Below are 16583 nucleotides of genomic sequence, written 5' to 3'. Positions count from 1 at the left end.
GGAACGACAAGCCACTGGACCGCACCCGCACCAGCCACCTCTCCCGCCTCGAACTCGCCCTCATTGCTTAACCAAATAAATGGGCAACAGGATCGGAAGGGTGGTGACGCTCACAGTCCCGAGTCGGCGAGCGCGAGGGTGCGCTCGGCCGCGTCGATGAGTTCTGCGTAGGTCATGACCTCGATGCGGGTCAGTTCAGCGTTGTAGGTCCGAAGCGCAGTTCGCCGCCTGCGTCATGGCTTCGTGGACGACAGAGCCGACAGTGCAGTGCGAGCGCGGCCTGATGACAAGGTGGGGCTGGTTCGCCTTCTTCAGCTCGACCACGTGGAAGGAACCGTCGCCGCGTATCAGGGGGATGTCCAGCTCATCGTGCAGGGTGAGCTGACGGCGGTCGTGCTCCCGGACATAGCCGCCGCCGAAGATCCATGTCTGCTGCTTCAGCTCGGCGTGGATGTCCGCTCAGCGGTGTTCCGGGGCAGCTTGACCCGCGGAAGTCGTTCCTCGCCGACGGTCCAAGCTTCGATTGCCCGTGCTACGCGAACGAGCCACTGGTGCACTTCCAGGCCGCTGGCGTCGAGCATCGAAGGGCTCGCACCTGGTGTGCGGAGGTTCTTTGGGGACGTCCCCGTCCTTGGCGACGTGATCCTGAACGGCCGGGAAGCCGTCTGGCTCAAGGCGTGCCTGACCGCCAGCGGCGGCCTGGAGTAGCCCTACTTCAACCCGCCCCGCAGCGCGTCGACCCGCCCCACCGCGGCATCGAACCCGCTGCGGCTCAGCGTCCCGTTGTTCACCCCGGCCACGATCGCCGACGCGGCGGCGTCGCCCTGTGCCGGGTCGCCCGAGGAGCACAGCAGCAGGTCCATTCCGGCCTCGGCCGCCGACAGGGCCCGGTTTCCCGCGCTTCCGTATGCCTGGAGCGCTCCGGCCTCCAGGGCGTCCGTGATCGTCACGCCCTTGAAGCCGATGCGGCCGCGCAGTTCGTTCTGTACCACCGCCGAGGACATGCCGGCCGGGTGGTTCGGGTCGAGGGCCGGGTACACCGCCCAGGACATCATCACCAGCTTCACGCCGTTCTGGACCGCTGCCACGTAGGGCAGTTCGTCGATGGTGCGCAGGTTGTTCAGTGACACGTCCAGGGTCACCGGCTTCTCGTCGGTGTTCGCGCCGTTCGGTGCTGAGCCGAGGCCGGGGAAGTGCTTGCCGGTGGCCGCCACGCCGGTGTTCTGCTGCGCGACGATGAAGGCGGAGCCCAGTTGGGAGACCGTGAGCGGGTTCTGGCTGAAGGAGCGCTGGGCTGCGTCGAGGAAGTTGCCGGGGGTGCGGTAGACGTCCAGGACCGGGGCCAGGTTCAGGTTCATGCCCACGCTGGACATGTTCTGGCCGGCCGCGGCGCCTTGGGCGGTGGCCGCGGCGACGGGGTTCGCGCTCTCGCCGACCTGCTTGGCCGAGTCGAACGGGGGGCCGGGGAGGCGCTTGACGATGCCGCCCTCCTGGTCGGTCATCAGCAGCAGCGGCAGGTGGACCGGGCTGGCGGCCTGGGCCTGGCGGAGTTGGGTGATCACGCCGGCGATCTGGGACTCGCTGGAGATGTTGCCGCCGAAGAAGATGACGCCCGCCGCGTCGCCCTGGCGGATCAGGTCGAACAGGTGCTGCGGCGGGGTCAGGCCCTGGTAGGAGTAGATGATCCGCTGGCCGGCCTCCTGCTGGAGGGTCAGGCCTCCGGGGACCGCCGGGGCGCTCGACGTGGTCGCCGGGGGCTTGGGGGTCGTCGTGGTCGGCGGCGGGGTGGTGGTCGTGGTGGTCGGCGGCGGCGTCGTGCTGGTGGTGGACGGCGGCGTGGAGGTGCTGGTCGGCGGCGTGGTGGTCGTCGTGGTGGAGGACGACGTGGTGCTCCCGTTCGCCGCCGCCTTCGACCCGCTGCTGGAGCACGCGCCGCTCAGCAGCCCGACCGCCGCGATCAGCGTCACCGCCGCCACGCCGCCGGTCCTCTTGCGCCGTCCGTTCCGCATCCCAGCATCAACCATGCACTCCACCATGGCTAAAGCGGGCGCGAGATGCCAGCCGGCTAGGCCGTACCGGTGCGTCGGCGCCCGCGCTACGACGCCTGCAAAGCCTGCGCGACCGGTGCCGGCACCAGCTCCACCGCCCGGATCCGCTCGGCCCGGTTCGGGGAGGCCGGGGCCAGGATCACCTCGTCCGCGACCGTGCGTTCGGCCAGCCGCTCGATGTAGTCCACGGCCTGCTTCGGCGTCCCGACCGCTGTGACCCGCATCATGCCCTTCACGTGCTCCCCGCCCGGCGTCGCGAGCACCTGGTCCAGCTCATCGTCGCTGAGCTCGGCGTCCCCGCTCCCGCGCCGGACCAGGAACCGCTTCGCCCGCCACCGCAGCGCGGCCTGGTACTGGAGCTCGGCCTCCTCCTCGGTGTCGGCCGCTATCAGGTTCGCCGCCACGATCAGGTACGGCTCCGGGTGCCCCGGGCTCGGCCGGAACTCCGAGCGGTAGATCTCGGTGGCCGCGGCCAGCGCGTCCGGGGCGAAGTGCGAGGCGAACGCGTACGGCAGCCCCAGCGCCGCGGCCAGCTGCGCCCCGAACAGCGAGGAGCCCAGGATGTACAGCGGCACGTTCGAGCCGTCGCCGGGCGTGGCCCGCACCCCCGGGATGCGGGTGTCGCCGGACAGGAAGCCCTGCAGCTCCAGCACGTCCTGCGGGAAGCTGTCCGCCGAGTCCGGGCTGCGCCGCAGCGCCCGCATCGTGGCCTGGTCCGAGCCCGGCGCGCGCCCCAGTCCCAGGTCGATCCGGCCCGGGTGCAGCGCCGCGAGCGTCCCGAACTGCTCGGCGATGACCAGCGGCGAGTGGTTCGGCAGCATGACGCCGCCGGCCCCCAGCCGGATCCGCTCGGTGTTCGCCGCGACATGCGCGATCAGCACGCTCGTGGCCGCGGAGGCGATCGCCGGCATGTTGTGGTGCTCGGCGTACCAGACGCGCTCGTAGCCGCCGCGCTCGGCGGCCCGCGCCAGCGGCACCGCCCCGTGCAGCGCCTCGCCCGGGTGCTCGCCGGGCGCGACCGCGGCGACGTCGAGCAGGGAGTACTTCATCGGTCCTCGTCTCCCGGAGCGCCGGACACGTGCTGGCGTGCTTTGCCCCGTGCGAACTGTGCGATCTGTGCGAACTATGCGATCAGTGCGAATCTGCGGTGTGCGACGAGGGGCAACGCGCAGGGGACAAGGGGCATTCCCGGGCGGCGTCTGCTACGTGGCCGCCAAGTCCGCGTGGAACTTCTTGGTGACCTCCGGATGCGCCCGCAGATACCCCTTCAGCTCGTTCCGCCCGAACTCCGCGTACAGCGGGTTCGACGGGTCGTTGTCGGCGCCGGGCGCATGGTGCGAGTGCGGGAACTCCAGCGGCTCGATGTGCGCGTCCAGCCGCGGGTTGTAGAAGAACGGCACCGAGAACCGCTCCTGCCGCGGACTGACCACCCGGTGGCTCGTCGCCTTCAGATACCCGTCGGTGGCCACCTCCAGCAGCTCGCCGAGGTTCACCACGAACGCCCCCGGCATCGGCGGCACGTCCAGGAACGACCCGTCCGGCCGCGCCACCTGCAGCCCGCCGACCGAGTCCTGCAGCAGCAGCGTGATGAAGCCGTAGTCCTTGTGCGTCCCGACGCCCTGCGCCGCGCCGTCCGGGGCCTCGCCGGGGTAGCGGACCAGCTTCAGCCGCAGGTGCGGATGCCCGGCGAAGGCGTCGTCGTAGAAGTCCGGGCGCGCGCCGATCGAGGCCAGCAGCTCGTGCAGCAGCCGCTGGGAGATGGCGCTGAGCTTGTCGATCCAGGCCAGCGTCGCCACCCGCAGCTGCGGCAGCTGCTCCGGCCACTGGTTGGGCCCCTGAAGCCACCAGTACGCCGGCTCCCCGGCCCCCGGCACGTGCGGCGGCAGCTCCAGCCCGATGTCCATCTGGTCGCGCCAGTCCCGCGTGCCGCCGGTGTGCTCCTCGCCGGTACTGGTGTAGCCGCGGAAATGCGGCGAGTTGAGGTTGCTGACCGCCAGCCGGTCGGCCCGCGGCAGCGCGAAGAACGAGCGCATCGCATCGGTGAGCGCGGTGCTCTCGGTCTCGGTGACGCCGTGCCCGACCAGCTGGAAGAAGCCGACCTCGGTGGCCGCCGCGCGCAGTGTCGCGCGCAGCGCGGCCCGGTCCTGGTCGGATCCGTCGGCCATCGACAGGTCGACGACCGGGAGGGTGGAGTCGGCGGAGTCAGTGGGGGCGGCGGAGTCGGCGGAGTCGGGAAGCGTCACCGTTCCACGGTAATACGCCCCGGTTTGTCCGGCCGATCAAGGAATCCGCTGGCCAGGTGACGCCGCGATCTGCCAAGCTGGCGCGCAGCGCCTCCCGGTGCGCAGGAAACGGATACTTCGTAACTATAACGTCCCTAAGGTAGGGCAGTATCGGACGGCTTCGGCCCTCTGATCAGGCCTGAGAGCTTCGGCTCGTGCTAACCAGGCGAAAGCCCAGGAGCGGAATCCGTCGCCGACCGTCCGCTCGCGGACATGATCTCGGGTGGCGTTTTTTCATGCCCCGACGACCATGCCCCGACGTGCTTTGTAGCCGGCGCATGTCCGGCTCATGCCCCCACGTACTCCGCCAGGTGCTGACCGGTCAGCGTGGACCGCGCGGCGACCAGATCGGCCGGCGTCCCCTCGAACACCACCCGGCCGCCGTCGTGCCCGGCGCCCGGCCCCAGGTCCACGATCCAGTCCGCGTGCGCCATCACCGCCTGGTGGTGCTCGATGACGACCACCGACTTGCCGGCCTCGACCAGCCGGTCCAGCAACCCCAGCAGCTGCTCGACGTCCGCCAGGTGCAGCCCGGTGGTCGGCTCGTCGAGCACGTACACCCCGCCGTCCTCGGCCATCGCCACGGCCAGCTTGAGCCGCTGGCGCTCGCCGCCGGACAGGGTGGTCAGCGGCTGGCCCAGGCTCAGGTAGCCCAGGCCCACGTCGGACAGCCGGGACAGGATCCGGTGCGCCGCCGGGATCTTGGCCTGGCCGTCGGCGAAGAACGCCTCCGCCTCGTCCACCGGCATCGCCAGCACCTCGGCGATGTCGCGGCCGCCGAACCGGTACTCCAGCACCTCGGCCTGGTAGCGCTTGCCCTCGCACTCCTCGCAGACCGTCGCGACGCCGGCCATCATCGCCAGGTCGGTGTAGACCACCCCGGCGCCGTTGCAGGTCGGGCAGGCGCCCTCGGAGTTCGCGCTGAACAGCGCCGGCTTCACGCCGTTGGCCTTCGCGAACGCCTTGCGGATCGGCTCCAGCAGCCCGGTGTACGTGGCCGGGTTGCTGCGCCGGGACCCGCGGATCGGGCTCTGGTCGATGGACACCACGCCGTCGGGCCGGTGATCGGTCATCGAGCTGTGGATCAGCGAGCTCTTGCCCGAGCCCGCGACGCCGGTGACGACCACCAGCACCCCGAGCGGGATGTCGACGTCCACGTCCTGAAGGTTGTTCGCGGACGCTCCGCGAATCTCCAGCGCGCCCTTGGCCTTGCGCGTCTGCTTCTTCAGCGCGGCCCGGTCGTCCAGGTGCCGGCCGGTGACCGTGTCGCTGCCCCGCAGCCCGTCGATCGTGCCCTCGAAGCACACCGCGCCGCCGCCGGAACCGGCCCCGGGGCCGAGGTCGACCACGTGGTCGGCGATCGCGATCATCTCCGGCTTGTGCTCGACGACCAGCACCGTGTTGCCCTTGTCGCGCAGCCGCAGCAGCAGCTCGTTCATCCGCTGGATGTCGTGCGGGTGCAGGCCCACGGTCGGCTCGTCGAAGACGTAGGTGACGTCGGTCAGCGAGGAGCCCAGGTGCCGGATCATCTTCACGCGCTGCGCCTCGCCGCCGGACAGCGTCCCGGAGGAGCGCGACAGCGACAGGTAGCCCAGGCCGATCTCGACGAACGAGTCAAGGGTCTGCGACAGCGCGGCCAGCAGCGGCGCCACCGACGGCTCGGCCAGCTCCCGCACCCACTCGGCCAGGTCGTTGATCTGCATCTCGCAGGCGTCGGCGATGCTGACGCCCTTGATCTTCGAGGACCGCGCCCCCTCCGACAGCCGCGTGCCGTCGCAGTCCGGGCACGTGGTGAACGTGACCGCGCGGTCCACGAACGCCCGGATGTGCGGCTGCAGCGACTCGCGCTCCTTGGACAGCATCGACTTCTGGATGCGCGGGATCAGACCCTCGTAGGTCATGTTGATGCCCGCGATCTTCATCCGCGTCGGCTCCCGGCGCAGGAAGTCGTGCAGCTCCTTCTTCGTGAACTTCTTGATCGGCTTGTCCGCGTCGAAGAACCCGGATTCGGCGTACAGCCGTGAGTTCCAGCCGCCGCCGGCGTAGCCGGGCACGGTGATGGCGCCGTCGTTGACGGACTTGCTCTCGTCGTAGAGCTCGGCCAGGTCGATGTCGCTGACCGTGCCGCGGCCCTCGCAGCGCGGGCACATGCCGCCGACGATGCTGAAGCTGCGGCGCTCCTTGACGGTCTGGCCGCCCTTCTCCAAGGTGACCGCGCCGGCGCCGCTGATCGAGGCGGTGTTGAAGGAGAACGCCTTCGCCGAGCCGATGTGCGGCGTGCCCAGCCGGCTGAACAGGATGCGCAGCATGGCGTTGGCGTCGGTCGCGGTGCCGACCGTCGAGCGCGGGTCGCCGCCCATGCGCTGCTGGTCCACGATGATCGCGGTGGTCAGCCCGTCCAGGACGTCCACCTCGGGCCGGGACTGCGTGGGCATGAAGCCCTGCACGAACGCGCTGTAGGTCTCGTTGATCAGCCGCTGCGACTCCGCCGCGATGGTCCCGAAGACCAGCGAGCTCTTGCCGGAGCCGGAGACGCCGGTGAAGACGGTCAGCCGGCGCTTGGGCAGCTCGATGCTGACGTCCTTGAGGTTGTTCACGCGGGCGCCGTGGACCCGGATGAGGTCGTGGCTGTCGGCGGCGTGCATGCTGCGTCTCCTCGGTCGGGCGGGGCGATGGGGCGTGGAACGACCAGTGGTGCCGCTACTTCGTCTGCTGGATCCGGATCAGGTTCCCGGCCGGATCCCGGAAGGCGCAGTCCCGCACCCCGTACGGCTGGTCCGTCGGCTCCTGCACGACCTCCGCGTCGTGCGCCTGCACCCGGTCGAACGTCCCGTCCACATCACTGGTGGCCAGCAGGATCACAGCGTACGTCCCCTTGGCCATCATCTCGGCGACGGTCTGCCGCTCGGCCTCGGTCACGCCCGGATCGGCGCTCGGCGGGTACAGCACGACCGAGGTCCCCGGCTGCGCGGCCGGCCCGACAGTGATCCACCGCATCCCGTTGAACCCGACGTCCTTGCGCACCTCGAACCCGAGCACGTCCCGGTAGAAGGCGACCGACTCGTCGGGGTCGGAGTGCGGCAGGAAACTGGCGTGAATGGTGAGGTCCATGCACTTCACCCTAGGTGAGCGCCCCGGCCCGGGCTTCTCGAATCCTGACCGGTCGCGTCACCCGCGTGGCCACGCACGACGGCAGCCCCGCGGTCGCGAAGGCCGCGGCCCGCTTGTACTCGCTCGGCGGCATCCCGACCAGCTCGGTGAAGCGCGTACTGAACGTCCCCAACGACGAGCACCCGACCGCGAAGCACACCTCGGTGACCGTCTGGTCGCCGCGCCGCAACATCGCCATGGCCCGCTCGATCCGCCGCGTCATGAGATAGGAATACGGCGACTCCCCATAGGCGGCCTTGAACTCCCGGCTCAGATGCCCCGCCGACATGTGCACCCCGCGCGCCAGCGCCTCGACGTTCAGCGGCTGCGCGTACTCGCGGTCGATGCGGTCGCGGACGCGGCGCAGGCGGGCGAGGTCTTGGAGCCGCTGGTCGGGGGTGGTCGGGGCGGTCATGCGGTTGATCGTAGAGGACGGGGGTGACACGCACGGCTTCACCTGGACGGACGGCTTTCAGCCCATGTCCGCCGCCGCTCCGGGTAGCTTCCGATAACGGAACCGAACCGCGCCGGAAGGACCCCTCATGCCCACAGCGATCCGCAGCCAAGTCATCCCGGTCTCCGACCTGGCGGCCGCCAAGGCGATCTACACCGGCCTGCTCGGCGACCCGCACACCGACACGCCCTACTACGTCGGCTACAACGTCGACGGGTTCGAGGTGGCGCTGACGCCGGGCGACGTCTCCGGCGGGCCGGTGGCCTACGCCGACGTCGACGACCTGGACACGACCCGGGACACGCTGCTCGCCGCCGGCGCCACCGAGCGGGACTCGCCGCGTCAGGTGGCGCCGGAGGCGCGGGTGTGCGTGCTGCTGGACAAGGACGGCAACGCGATCGGGCTGCGGGGCAAGTAGCGGGCCCGGTCAGGCCGTTCTCAGTTCGCGATGTTCAAGAAGGTGACCTTCACCGTGTAGCTCCGCGCGGTGGGACTCGTCGGCTCCGGCACGAACGTCATCGCGCCGGAGCCGCCGCACGGCAGCAGCCACGTCGTGGGGATCGCGGCCGGGGCGAAGTACGAGCTGAACACGATGGCCTGCGACGCCGTCGAGGCCGAGTCGAAGCCGGCGACGATCTGGCGTCCTTGACTGCCGGTGAAGCCGGACGGCGTCACCGGCGGCACGATGCTGCGCACCTCCGCGGTCTGGCCCTCGATCGGGTGCCCGACCGAGGTCGAGGTGACCGGTCCCGGGCACACGACGGTCACGACCGCGTCCGCGGTCTTGCCGTTGACCAGGCCGACGAAGGCGGTGTTCGGGGTGATCGGGATCGGGTCCTGGGCCACGGCGGTCGCGGCGGTGGCGGCGGTCAGGGCCGGTACGACGGCCGCGCCGAGCGCGAGCGTGGCCGCGACCGCGAGGCGGCGCGCGGCGGGGGAGTGGGGCATGTGGGCCTCCTGAATCAGAACGCTGAGACTGTGGGGGGCGGTTCGGCGAGAAGGCAGCACGGAAACTAGGACCGGCGCGCGGGGCCGTCAACGTCAACTGGCCGGTGAGCGCGGCAGTGTCGGTGTCCCGCCACCGGCCGCGTGTTCAGATACAGACCGCGTGTTCAGATACAGACCGCGTGTCCAGCCACAGACGCGGCGGGCTCCCTAGGCTCTCCGCCATGCACATCGGATTCGCGCCCCACCGCCTGTGGCCCACCGATCCCGCCGACCTCGCCGCCGTCCTGGAGACCGCCCGGCTGATCGAACATCTCGGCTTCGACCACGTCATCGCCGGCACCCACCTGCTCGCCGGCGATCTGGGGCTGTCCCCGGACCCGCTGGTGATGCTGTCGGCGGTGGCCGGCGCCACCAGCCGCATCCGCGTGATCAGCAGCATCCTGATCGCCCCGCTCTACGAGCCGCTCGTCGTCGCGCACCAGGCGGCGACCCTGGACGCGCTCAGCGGCGGACGCTTCGTCCTGGGCGTGGGCACCGGCTGGGACCGCACCGAGTTCGAAGCCGTCGGCGTCCCCTTCGGCGCGCGCGGCAAGCGGACCGACGCCGCCCTGGCCACGATGCGTGCCCTGTGGCGCGGCGAATCAGACCTCTCTCTCGGTATGCCGCCGAGCACTCCGGACGGCCCGCCGGTCTGGGTCGGCGGCGCCAGTGACGCGGCCCTGCGTCGGGCCCTGCGTTTCGGCGCGGCCTGGCACGGCTCCGGCGACCCCGGCGAGATCGCCGCGACCCGCGCCCGGATCGCTCGGCTCGCCGAGGGCACTGACCGCGACCCGGACACCCTGGCCCTGACCGTGGTCGGCATGCTGCTGCCGCCTGGCTTCGAGCTGTCCGGGAAGTTCCCCGGCCGCCTGCTCGGCGACGGTGGTGGGGGCGGCGCCGGCGGCGACGGCGACGGCGACCGGCCGAGCCGCGAGAGCGTCGTCGACGAACTCGGCCGGCTGGTGGAGGCGGGGGTCGAAACGTGCTCGCTGTGGGCGCCGGTGGACGCCGAAGCGCTGCCGGACGTCCTGGCGTGGGCGGCCGAGGTGGCCGCCGAAATCCGCTGACGACCAGGCCTTTTCCCGGTGTGGCGAACGTCACCACCCGGATGGCCCTCGTGGTGTACGAAACAGTTTCGTTTCGCGCTGGAAGGGTGCTACTGTACGAAACAGTTTCGTACACCACGCTGTCGTCCTCAGGGGACCCCGGGCGACACCCAGGCGAAAGGAGCGGCCATGGAAGCCGGGCCCAAGCTCGATCCCGAGCGGGAGCAGGCCATCCTCGGCGCCACCCTCGAGCTGCTGGCCGAGACCGGTTATGAGGCGCTGCGGCTGGACGCCGTCGCCTCCCGGGCCAAGGCCAGCAAGGCGACCCTCTACCGGCACTGGCCCGGAAAAGCCGAGCTGGTGGTGGACGCCATCCAGTGCTACGAGCAGGCCGACCTGGCCAACGAGACCGACACCGGCACGCTGCGGGGCGACATCTTGGCCACGCTGACCGGGATCCGGGATCTCATGACCGGGGACCTCGGCCAGCTCATGTCCGGGCTCTTGGCGGCCCTGCAGAAGGACGCGGAACTGGCTGCGGCCGTGCGCTCTTCGATGGTCGAGGACAAGCAGCAGGTCACCCAGCGGATGCTGGACCGGGCCATCGCCCGGGGCGAGTTGCCGGCCGACACCGATCCCACAGTCTTCCCCGAAGTCGCCCCGGCGGTGATGTTCATGCGGATCTTCGTCAACGGCCAGACCGTCGACGACGAGTTCCTGATCCACCTGACGGACAACATCCTGATTCCTCTGATGGTCCGAAGCCGTTAGGCGCCACCGGACCAGCCTTTCCAAGTAAAGACTCGCGCGACTCGAGGGGGCCGCGCGTCGATCGAGTGCTGCCGGAAACGGCCGCCCGTCGAAAGCGAGAAGAAGCGCATGTCAACCACCACCGAAAGCCTGTCGCCGGCCGGTGCCGGCGCGGGCGCCGAGGCAGAAGCCTCGGCTCTCAATCCACGCCGCTGGGCGGCCCTGGTCGTCATCGCGATCGCGCAGCTGATGATCGTGCTGGACGGCACCATCGTGAACATCGCGCTGCCGACCATGCAGCGCAACCTGCACATCTCCGACGTCAACAAGCAGTGGGTCATCACGGCCTACGCCTTGGCCTTCGGCTCGATGCTGCTGCTCGGCGGACGCGTCGCGGACTACACCGGCCGCAAGCGGGCCTTCATCATCGGCCTGCTCGGTTTCGCCGCGGCCTCCGCCCTGGGCGGCGCCGCGACCAACGAGGCCATGCTCTTCGGCGCCCGTGCCGTGCAGGGCGTGTTCGGCGCGCTGATGGCCCCGGCCGCGCTGTCGCTGCTGACCGTGACCTTCACCGAGGAGAAGGAGCGCGCCCGGGCGTTCGGCGTCTACGGCGCCATCGCCGGCGGCGGCACCGCGATCGGCTTGATCATGGGCGGTGTGCTCACCGAGTACGCCTCCTGGCGCTGGACGCTGCTGGTGAACGTGCCGATCGCGGTCCTGGCGGCCTTCTTCGCCACCCGCGTGCTCAGCGAGAGCAAGGCCGAGGGCAACACCAAGTACGACATCCCCGGCGCCCTGACCTCGACCGCCGGTCTGGCCGCCCTGGTCTACGGCTTCAACAAGGCCAACACCGACGGCTGGGGCTCCACGACCACCCTGAGCCTGCTGGCCGCCGGCGTGGTGCTCCTGATCGGCTTCCTGGTCATCGAGCTGCGCACGACGCACCCGCTGCTGCCGATGCGTGTCGTTCTGGACCGCAACCGCGGCGGCTCGTTCCTCAGCTCCCTGCTGATGGGCGTGGGCATGTTCGGGGTCTTCATCTTCCTGACCTACTACCTGCAGCAGATCCTGGGCTACTCGGCGCTGAAGTCCGGCTTCGCGTTCCTGCCGTTCACCTTCGGCGTGATCGCCGGCGCGGGCGTGGCCACCCGGTTCCTGCCCCGCATCGGCCCGCGCCTGCTGATGGCCGTCGGCTTCGGCCTGGCCACGGTCGGCATGGTGCTGTTCACCGGGATCGGCGTGAGCACCTCCTACGCCACCCACGTCGTCCCGGCCGAGCTGGTCATGGCCTTCGGCATCGGCCTGTTCTTCGTCCCGCTGTCCTCGACCTCGCTGATCGGGGTCGCCGACCACGACGCCGGCGTGGCCTCGGCGCTGGTGAACACCACGCAGCAGATCGGCGGGGCCCTGGGCACCGCGATGCTGGTGACGTTCGCGACCACCGCGACGACGAACTACTTCGGCTCGCACGCCGCGCACGCCACCAACCAGTCGCTGCTGATCGCGCAGGCCTCGGTCCACGGCTACGTGACCGCGTTCATCTGGAGCGCCGTGATCCTGGGCGCGGCCACCCTGGTGGTCGCGACGCTGGTCAAGGCCCGCAAGGACGACCTGCCGGCCGGCGGCGCGGTCCACATGGGCTGACCCGGGGCCAACCCGCACGGCCGAACGACGGCCCGGGTCCGGCGGGAGTTCCCCGCCGGACCCGGGCCGTCGTCATGTCGGTCGGAGCCCGCCCCACGGCTCAGCCGGGCGGCGGATCCTCCTGCTCCATCCGCACGTACTCGAACACCGCGGCCTGCCCGGTGCCGATCGTGATGTGCTCCTGGGCGTAACGCCAGAGCCCCACCCCGCCTTCGCACGGGATCTTCAACTCCGTGACCGCCTGGGTCGTGGTCACGACGCGGTTGTCCGTACGCACCCCGAGGGGCTCGGGGCCGCCCTGCAAGTAGACGACGTACACCATCGCGATCACCGCCTCGCCTCCAGCAGACCACGCCCGGGGCGGCTGTGCACGTCGGTCGTCCACTGTTCGCCCGATGGTCACGCCACGCCGCCGATCAGGCCCGATTCGCGGTCGGTGAACCATAGACTTGATATCAGTGTCCGTATTCAGAAGGCAGGTGGAACGTGCGCATCGTCCGCAGCACCCTGGCCGTGGCGCTGGACCTCGGCCTGGCCCTGGCCGCGACGGCCACCGCGGCCGCCACGGCGAACGCGACGGCCGGCACGGCCGCCGCCCCGGCCCGGGTCGGCACCGCCTGGCCGCACGCCGACGGCGGCTTGAACCGCTCGCCGTACACCGCCGGCCTGAGCCGCGCCACGGTCCCGGCCTCGACGATCCTGTGCGCGAAGGTGGCCGCCAAGGCCGGTTTCTCCTTCAACCGCACGGTGGCGACCTCGGCCGGACAGGAGCCGCAGATCGTCGTCGCCATCGCGGTGGCGATGGCCGAGTCCAGCTGCGACCCGAGCGCGGTGAACGTCAACTCCGGCGGCTCGCGGGACCGCGGCCTGTGGCAGATGAACAGCGTCTACCACTCCGAGGTCTCCGACACCTGCGCGTTCCAGATCCAGTGCAACGCAGACGCGGCCTGGAACATCTCCGACCACGGCGCCCACTGGAAGCCGTGGGCCACCTTCACCAACGGCGCCTGGCGGACCTACCTCGCCGACGCCCAGTCCGCGATCTCCGGCGGCTTCACGTTCCAGATCGTCGGCTCCGGCGGCGGGACGTGCCTGCACGCCGACAGCACGGACCACGCGGACGGCGCCCCGGTCCAGCAGTGGGCCTGCGACAGCAGCGACGCCTACCAGCAGTGGACCGTCGTCTCCAGCGTCGGCGCGCTGCCGATCCTGCGCAACGTCGGCGCCGGCACCTGCCTGGACTGGGACGGGACCAACGCCGGCAACGGGCAGCCGATCCTCCAACGGAGCTGCGACGCCTCCGACGCGAGCCAGCAGTTCTCATTCCTGGGCAGCGGCCGGATGAACACCGACGGCCAGGCCCAGGCGCTGATGCAGAACAGCCACGCCGGCACGTGCGTGGCCGCCGACGGGACCGATCACACGAACGGCGCGCCGATTTCGCAGGCGACGTGCGACGCCGGCGACGCCTACCAGATGTGGGACTAGGCGCCGGCTCGGATGGGGGACCAGGCGTCAGCCCCGGCGGCGGGGCCTGGCGGCCTTGGCGGTCTTAGCAGGCTTGGCGGTCTTGGCAGGCTTGGCGCCCTTGCCTCGACCGCCCGACCCGGCGCTCTTGCCCCGACCTCCTGAATCGCCGCTCTTGGGCTTCGCCTGCGCTTTCGCCTTCTCTTTCGCCTTCTCCTTCGCGGCCGCCGCCGGCGCCCCGCGTCCCCGCGTACTGTTCACCGTCCGCCCCCGGACGATCCCGATGAACTCCTCGACGAGATCGGTCGTCTCCCCCTCCGGCCAGGACAGGGCGACCTGCGACTGCGGCACGTCGTTGACCGGCCGGTACGTGAGGTCCTTGCGGTGGTGCAGCCGGGCCAGCGACTGCGGCACCAGCAGCAGCCCCACCCCGGCGGCGACCAGCTCGATCGCGTCGGCGGTGGTCTCCGGCCGGGAGATCGCGGGGCGGCCCGGCAGCGTCAGCGTCTCCCACGGCAGGCAGTCGTCCATCGGGTGCTGCACGATGTAGTCGGCCAGTTCCCCGGCCGCGACCTCCTCGGCCGCGGTGAGCTCGTGGTCCTTGGGCACCACGACCACGGTCGTCTCGGCGTAGAGCGGGATGGCGCTGAGCACGCCGCGGTCCACCGGCAGCCGCACCAGCCCGGCGTCGGCGTCCCCGCCGACCAGGGCCGGGCCCGCCTCCTCCGCCGTCACCGCGACCAGCTCCAGCGGCACCTCGGGCAGCCGCTCGCTCCAGGTGCGCACCCACTTCGCCGGCGTCACGCCGGGAACGTAGGCGAGCCGGAAAGTCGGGGAGTCCTGCGTGCCTGTCACCCGGTCAGGGTACCTGCCGAGATCGGCACCGCCGCGCTCCTCGGTAGGCTTGGACCCATGACGTCGCAGAAGTCCCCCCAGACGATGAAGCCCGCGACCGCGGCGAAGAAGCTGGGCGTATACCTTGAGGCCACCCCGGCAGAGTTCCAGGAAGGGGTCGTCTCCCGCGACGAGCTCGACGCGCTCCAGGCCGACCCGCCGGAGTGGCTGCGCGACCTGCGCCGCGAGGGTCCGCACCCGCGTCCGGTGGTCGCCGCGAAGCTCGGCGTCTCGATCGCGGGCCTGGCCCGCGGCGGTGTCACCGAGCCCCTGACCACCGCGCAGATCGACGCGCTGAAGACCGACCAGCCGGAGTGGCTGCGGAACGAGCGGGCGATCCAGGGCGAGGTGCGCCGCGAGGCGGTGCGGGTGAAGGAGAAGCAGGAACAGGAGAAGAAGAAGGCTGAGAACAAGGCGGCCGAGGAGCGGCGGGCGGCGGCGCGCCCCGCTTCCAGGCCCGGCTCGCGACCTGGTTCGCGGCGGGGGTACTGACGGACCCCGCCCTCGGGTACCGCCGTCCCGGCTCCGCCGGCGGTGTGAAGGAACGCAACCGCTCGTGCTCCCCACGGAGCGCGGGCGGTTTTCGCATGCCATCTCAGTGACCTGTCTCCCGGGCTCTGGACAAGCCGATCTCGCGAGAGTAGAAAACAATCCACATCTCTCCGCGAACATCTGCTAGGGATCTTGTGGTTTCACAGGGACCCCCGCCCGAGAGGACCCCGACCCTGATGCCCCACCTGGACCGCCCCCTGACCCGGCGCACCGCGCTGCGTGCCGGCCTCGGCGCCACCGCCGCGGCGGGCCTGGGCCTGCTGCCCCAGCTCGCCGCACCCGCCTCGGCCTCGGCCGCCACCGGGGGTGCCGACCTGTCCTTCATCATCGACTGCGCGGACTGGGACGCCCGGCCGCCGTCGTCGCCGCTGGTGATGCGGGTCGGTACGACGCGCAAGATCATCGTGCACCACACGGAGTTCCCGAACGTCACGGACTACTCCCGGGCGCAGGCCATCCGGTTGGCCCAGGAGATCCAGAACCTGCACATGGACAAGAACGGCTGGAGCGACACCGGGCAGCACTTCACAGTCAGCCGCGGCGGCTACGTCCTGGAAGGCCGCCACCGCAGCCTGGAAGGGCTGACCGCCGGGACCGAGCAAGTCCAGGGCGCGCACTGCATCGGCGAGAACTCGCAGGGCATCGGCATCGAGAACGAGGGCACGTACTTCACCGAGACGCCGCCGGCGGTCCAGTTCCAGTCGCTGATCCACCTGTGTCTGACCATCTGCCAGCAGTACGGTCTCGGCGCGAACAACATCTTCGGGCACTGGGACTACAACGACACCGACTGCCCCGGCGTCGCCTTCTACCGCGAGTTCCCCACCCTGCGGCGCACCGTCGCGCGGTGCCTGGGCCAGCGCACGTTCCCGGACCGCACCTGGCCCGACGTCTACGACGGCAACGCCGGCCCGGTGATCCGCGTGGTGCAATGGCTGCTGCTGAACCAGGGCTACACGGTGCCCACCGACGGCGGCTTCGACCCGACGACCGTCGCCGCGATCCAGGACCTGCAGGGCAAGATCGGCGCCGTGGTGGCCTCCGACGGCACCGTCACCGATCCCACCTGGGAGGCCCTGGGCACGCCGATCCGCCAGGGCGACAGCGGGAACGCGGTGCAGGCGCTGCAGTACATCCTGATCAACAAGGGCTACACACTCACCCAGAGCGGCGACTTCGACCACGACACGCACAAGGCCGTGCAGGACATGCAGCGGCTGCACAGCCTGGAGCCGAACGGCAAGGTCGACACCGGCACGTGGTGCGCGACGGTCGGCGGCATCGTCGCGAACGAGTTCGCGTAGCGGGT

General features: G+C 70.8%; 17 protein-coding genes. 7 read left to right on the top strand and 10 right to left on the bottom strand.

The genetic code is table 11. The annotated features are described in order from the left end of the window. Positions 1 to 195: 195 nt before the first annotated feature. From ABIA35_RS47135 to ABIA35_RS47105, 7 genes are all read right to left on the bottom strand, one after another. Positions 196 to 423: a hypothetical protein gene (locus ABIA35_RS47135; protein ID WP_370362354.1), complete on the bottom strand. Its 228-nt coding sequence runs from the start codon at positions 421 to 423 to the stop codon at positions 196 to 198. A gap of 287 nt (positions 424 to 710) precedes the next feature. Continuing rightward, the gene (locus tag ABIA35_RS47130; RefSeq protein ID WP_370362353.1) at positions 711 to 2024 is read right to left on the bottom strand and encodes a glycoside hydrolase family 3 N-terminal domain-containing protein; all 1314 of its coding nucleotides are present in this window, start codon (positions 2022 to 2024) and stop codon (positions 711 to 713) included. Between the two features lie 71 nt (positions 2025 to 2095). Beyond that, on the bottom strand, positions 2096 to 3097 hold the full coding sequence (locus ABIA35_RS47125; protein ID WP_370362352.1) for an LLM class flavin-dependent oxidoreductase: 1002 nt from the start codon (positions 3095 to 3097) through the stop codon (positions 2096 to 2098). A 153-nt stretch (positions 3098 to 3250) separates the two neighbouring features. Then, entirely contained in the window at positions 3251 to 4291 is a 1041-nt protein-coding gene (locus ABIA35_RS47120; protein ID WP_370362351.1) for an isopenicillin N synthase family dioxygenase, read from the bottom strand. 326 nt (positions 4292 to 4617) lie between these two features. Further along, positions 4618 to 6975 carry an ATP-binding cassette domain-containing protein gene (locus ABIA35_RS47115; protein WP_370362350.1) on the bottom strand — a complete coding sequence of 786 codons (2358 nt, stop codon included), beginning with the start codon at positions 6973 to 6975 and terminating at the stop codon, positions 4618 to 4620. A gap of 55 nt (positions 6976 to 7030) precedes the next feature. Beyond that, positions 7031 to 7441, bottom strand: coding sequence for a VOC family protein (locus tag ABIA35_RS47110; RefSeq protein WP_370362349.1), 411 nt, complete (start codon positions 7439 to 7441; stop codon positions 7031 to 7033). A 10-nt stretch (positions 7442 to 7451) separates the two neighbouring features. Beyond that, positions 7452 to 7895 (bottom strand): helix-turn-helix transcriptional regulator, encoded by a 444-nt coding sequence (locus ABIA35_RS47105; protein ID WP_370340228.1) that lies wholly within the window; start codon positions 7893 to 7895, stop codon positions 7452 to 7454. Between the two features lie 127 nt (positions 7896 to 8022). Here ABIA35_RS47105 and ABIA35_RS47100 point away from each other — a divergent pair, with 127 nt between their 5' ends. Then, entirely contained in the window at positions 8023 to 8352 is a 330-nt protein-coding gene (locus ABIA35_RS47100; protein WP_370362348.1) for a VOC family protein, read from the top strand. A 20-nt stretch (positions 8353 to 8372) separates the two neighbouring features. On the opposite strand, the gene ABIA35_RS47095 is transcribed toward ABIA35_RS47100, so the two are convergent. Continuing rightward, a complete protein-coding gene (locus ABIA35_RS47095) occupies positions 8373 to 8882 on the bottom strand; it encodes a hypothetical protein (RefSeq protein ID WP_370362347.1) in 510 nt (169 codons plus the stop codon). 221 nt (positions 8883 to 9103) lie between these two features. Between ABIA35_RS47095 and ABIA35_RS47090 the strand changes: the two genes are divergently transcribed. The 3 genes from ABIA35_RS47090 (at position 9104) to ABIA35_RS47080 (ending at position 12361) form a co-directional block, all read left to right on the top strand. Continuing rightward, the gene (locus tag ABIA35_RS47090) at positions 9104 to 9988 is read left to right on the top strand and encodes an LLM class flavin-dependent oxidoreductase (RefSeq protein ID WP_370362346.1); all 885 of its coding nucleotides are present in this window, start codon (positions 9104 to 9106) and stop codon (positions 9986 to 9988) included. Positions 9989 to 10156: 168 nt separating this feature from the next. Further along, complete coding sequence (locus tag ABIA35_RS47085; RefSeq protein ID WP_370340232.1) at positions 10157 to 10738, top strand: TetR/AcrR family transcriptional regulator; 582 nt, start codon at positions 10157 to 10159, stop codon at positions 10736 to 10738. 108 nt (positions 10739 to 10846) lie between these two features. Further along, entirely contained in the window at positions 10847 to 12361 is a 1515-nt protein-coding gene (locus ABIA35_RS47080; RefSeq protein WP_370340233.1) for an MFS transporter, read from the top strand. Positions 12362 to 12461: 100 nt separating this feature from the next. Here the strand turns inward: ABIA35_RS47080 and ABIA35_RS47075 are convergent, their stop codons facing one another. Beyond that, positions 12462 to 12692: a hypothetical protein gene (locus ABIA35_RS47075; RefSeq protein ID WP_370362345.1), complete on the bottom strand. Its 231-nt coding sequence runs from the start codon at positions 12690 to 12692 to the stop codon at positions 12462 to 12464. A gap of 155 nt (positions 12693 to 12847) precedes the next feature. Here ABIA35_RS47075 and ABIA35_RS47070 point away from each other — a divergent pair, with 155 nt between their 5' ends. After that, complete coding sequence (locus ABIA35_RS47070; RefSeq protein ID WP_370362344.1) at positions 12848 to 13849, top strand: RICIN domain-containing protein; 1002 nt, start codon at positions 12848 to 12850, stop codon at positions 13847 to 13849. Positions 13850 to 13876: 27 nt separating this feature from the next. On the opposite strand, the gene ABIA35_RS47065 is transcribed toward ABIA35_RS47070, so the two are convergent. Further along, entirely contained in the window at positions 13877 to 14683 is an 807-nt protein-coding gene (locus ABIA35_RS47065) for a LysR family substrate-binding domain-containing protein (RefSeq protein WP_370362343.1), read from the bottom strand. Between the two features lie 57 nt (positions 14684 to 14740). Here ABIA35_RS47065 and ABIA35_RS47060 point away from each other — a divergent pair, with 57 nt between their 5' ends. Together ABIA35_RS47060 and ABIA35_RS47055 are read left to right on the top strand one after the other, a co-directional pair. Continuing rightward, on the top strand, positions 14741 to 15214 hold the full coding sequence (locus tag ABIA35_RS47060; RefSeq protein ID WP_370340237.1) for a DUF5997 family protein: 474 nt from the start codon (positions 14741 to 14743) through the stop codon (positions 15212 to 15214). Between the two features lie 236 nt (positions 15215 to 15450). Beyond that, on the top strand, positions 15451 to 16578 hold the full coding sequence (locus ABIA35_RS47055; RefSeq protein WP_370362342.1) for an N-acetylmuramoyl-L-alanine amidase: 1128 nt from the start codon (positions 15451 to 15453) through the stop codon (positions 16576 to 16578). Positions 16579 to 16583: the final 5 nt, after the last annotated feature.

The organism is Catenulispora sp. MAP12-49, assembly GCF_041262705.1.
Lineage (GTDB): Bacteria > Actinomycetota > Actinomycetes > Streptomycetales > Catenulisporaceae > Catenulispora.
This window is presented reverse-complemented; position numbering and strand designations above follow the sequence as displayed.

Coding starts and splice junctions, on each gene's coding strand:
- ABIA35_RS47105 (WP_370340228.1), bottom strand. CDS start 7,895: ATGACCGCCCCGACCACCCCCGACCAGCGGCTCCAAGACCTCGCCCGC.
- ABIA35_RS47130 (WP_370362353.1), bottom strand. CDS start 2,024: ATGGTTGATGCTGGGATGCGGAACGGACGGCGCAAGAGGACCGGCGGC.
- ABIA35_RS47060 (WP_370340237.1), top strand. CDS start 14,741: ATGACGTCGCAGAAGTCCCCCCAGACGATGAAGCCCGCGACCGCGGCG.
- ABIA35_RS47115 (WP_370362350.1), bottom strand. CDS start 6,975: ATGCACGCCGCCGACAGCCACGACCTCATCCGGGTCCACGGCGCCCGC.
- ABIA35_RS47095 (WP_370362347.1), bottom strand. CDS start 8,882: ATGCCCCACTCCCCCGCCGCGCGCCGCCTCGCGGTCGCGGCCACGCTC.
- ABIA35_RS47085 (WP_370340232.1), top strand. CDS start 10,157: ATGGAAGCCGGGCCCAAGCTCGATCCCGAGCGGGAGCAGGCCATCCTC.
- ABIA35_RS47100 (WP_370362348.1), top strand. CDS start 8,023: ATGCCCACAGCGATCCGCAGCCAAGTCATCCCGGTCTCCGACCTGGCG.
- ABIA35_RS47110 (WP_370362349.1), bottom strand. CDS start 7,441: ATGGACCTCACCATTCACGCCAGTTTCCTGCCGCACTCCGACCCCGAC.
- ABIA35_RS47080 (WP_370340233.1), top strand. CDS start 10,847: ATGTCAACCACCACCGAAAGCCTGTCGCCGGCCGGTGCCGGCGCGGGC.
- ABIA35_RS47090 (WP_370362346.1), top strand. CDS start 9,104: ATGCACATCGGATTCGCGCCCCACCGCCTGTGGCCCACCGATCCCGCC.
- ABIA35_RS47055 (WP_370362342.1), top strand. CDS start 15,451: ATGCCCCACCTGGACCGCCCCCTGACCCGGCGCACCGCGCTGCGTGCC.
- ABIA35_RS47125 (WP_370362352.1), bottom strand. CDS start 3,097: ATGAAGTACTCCCTGCTCGACGTCGCCGCGGTCGCGCCCGGCGAGCAC.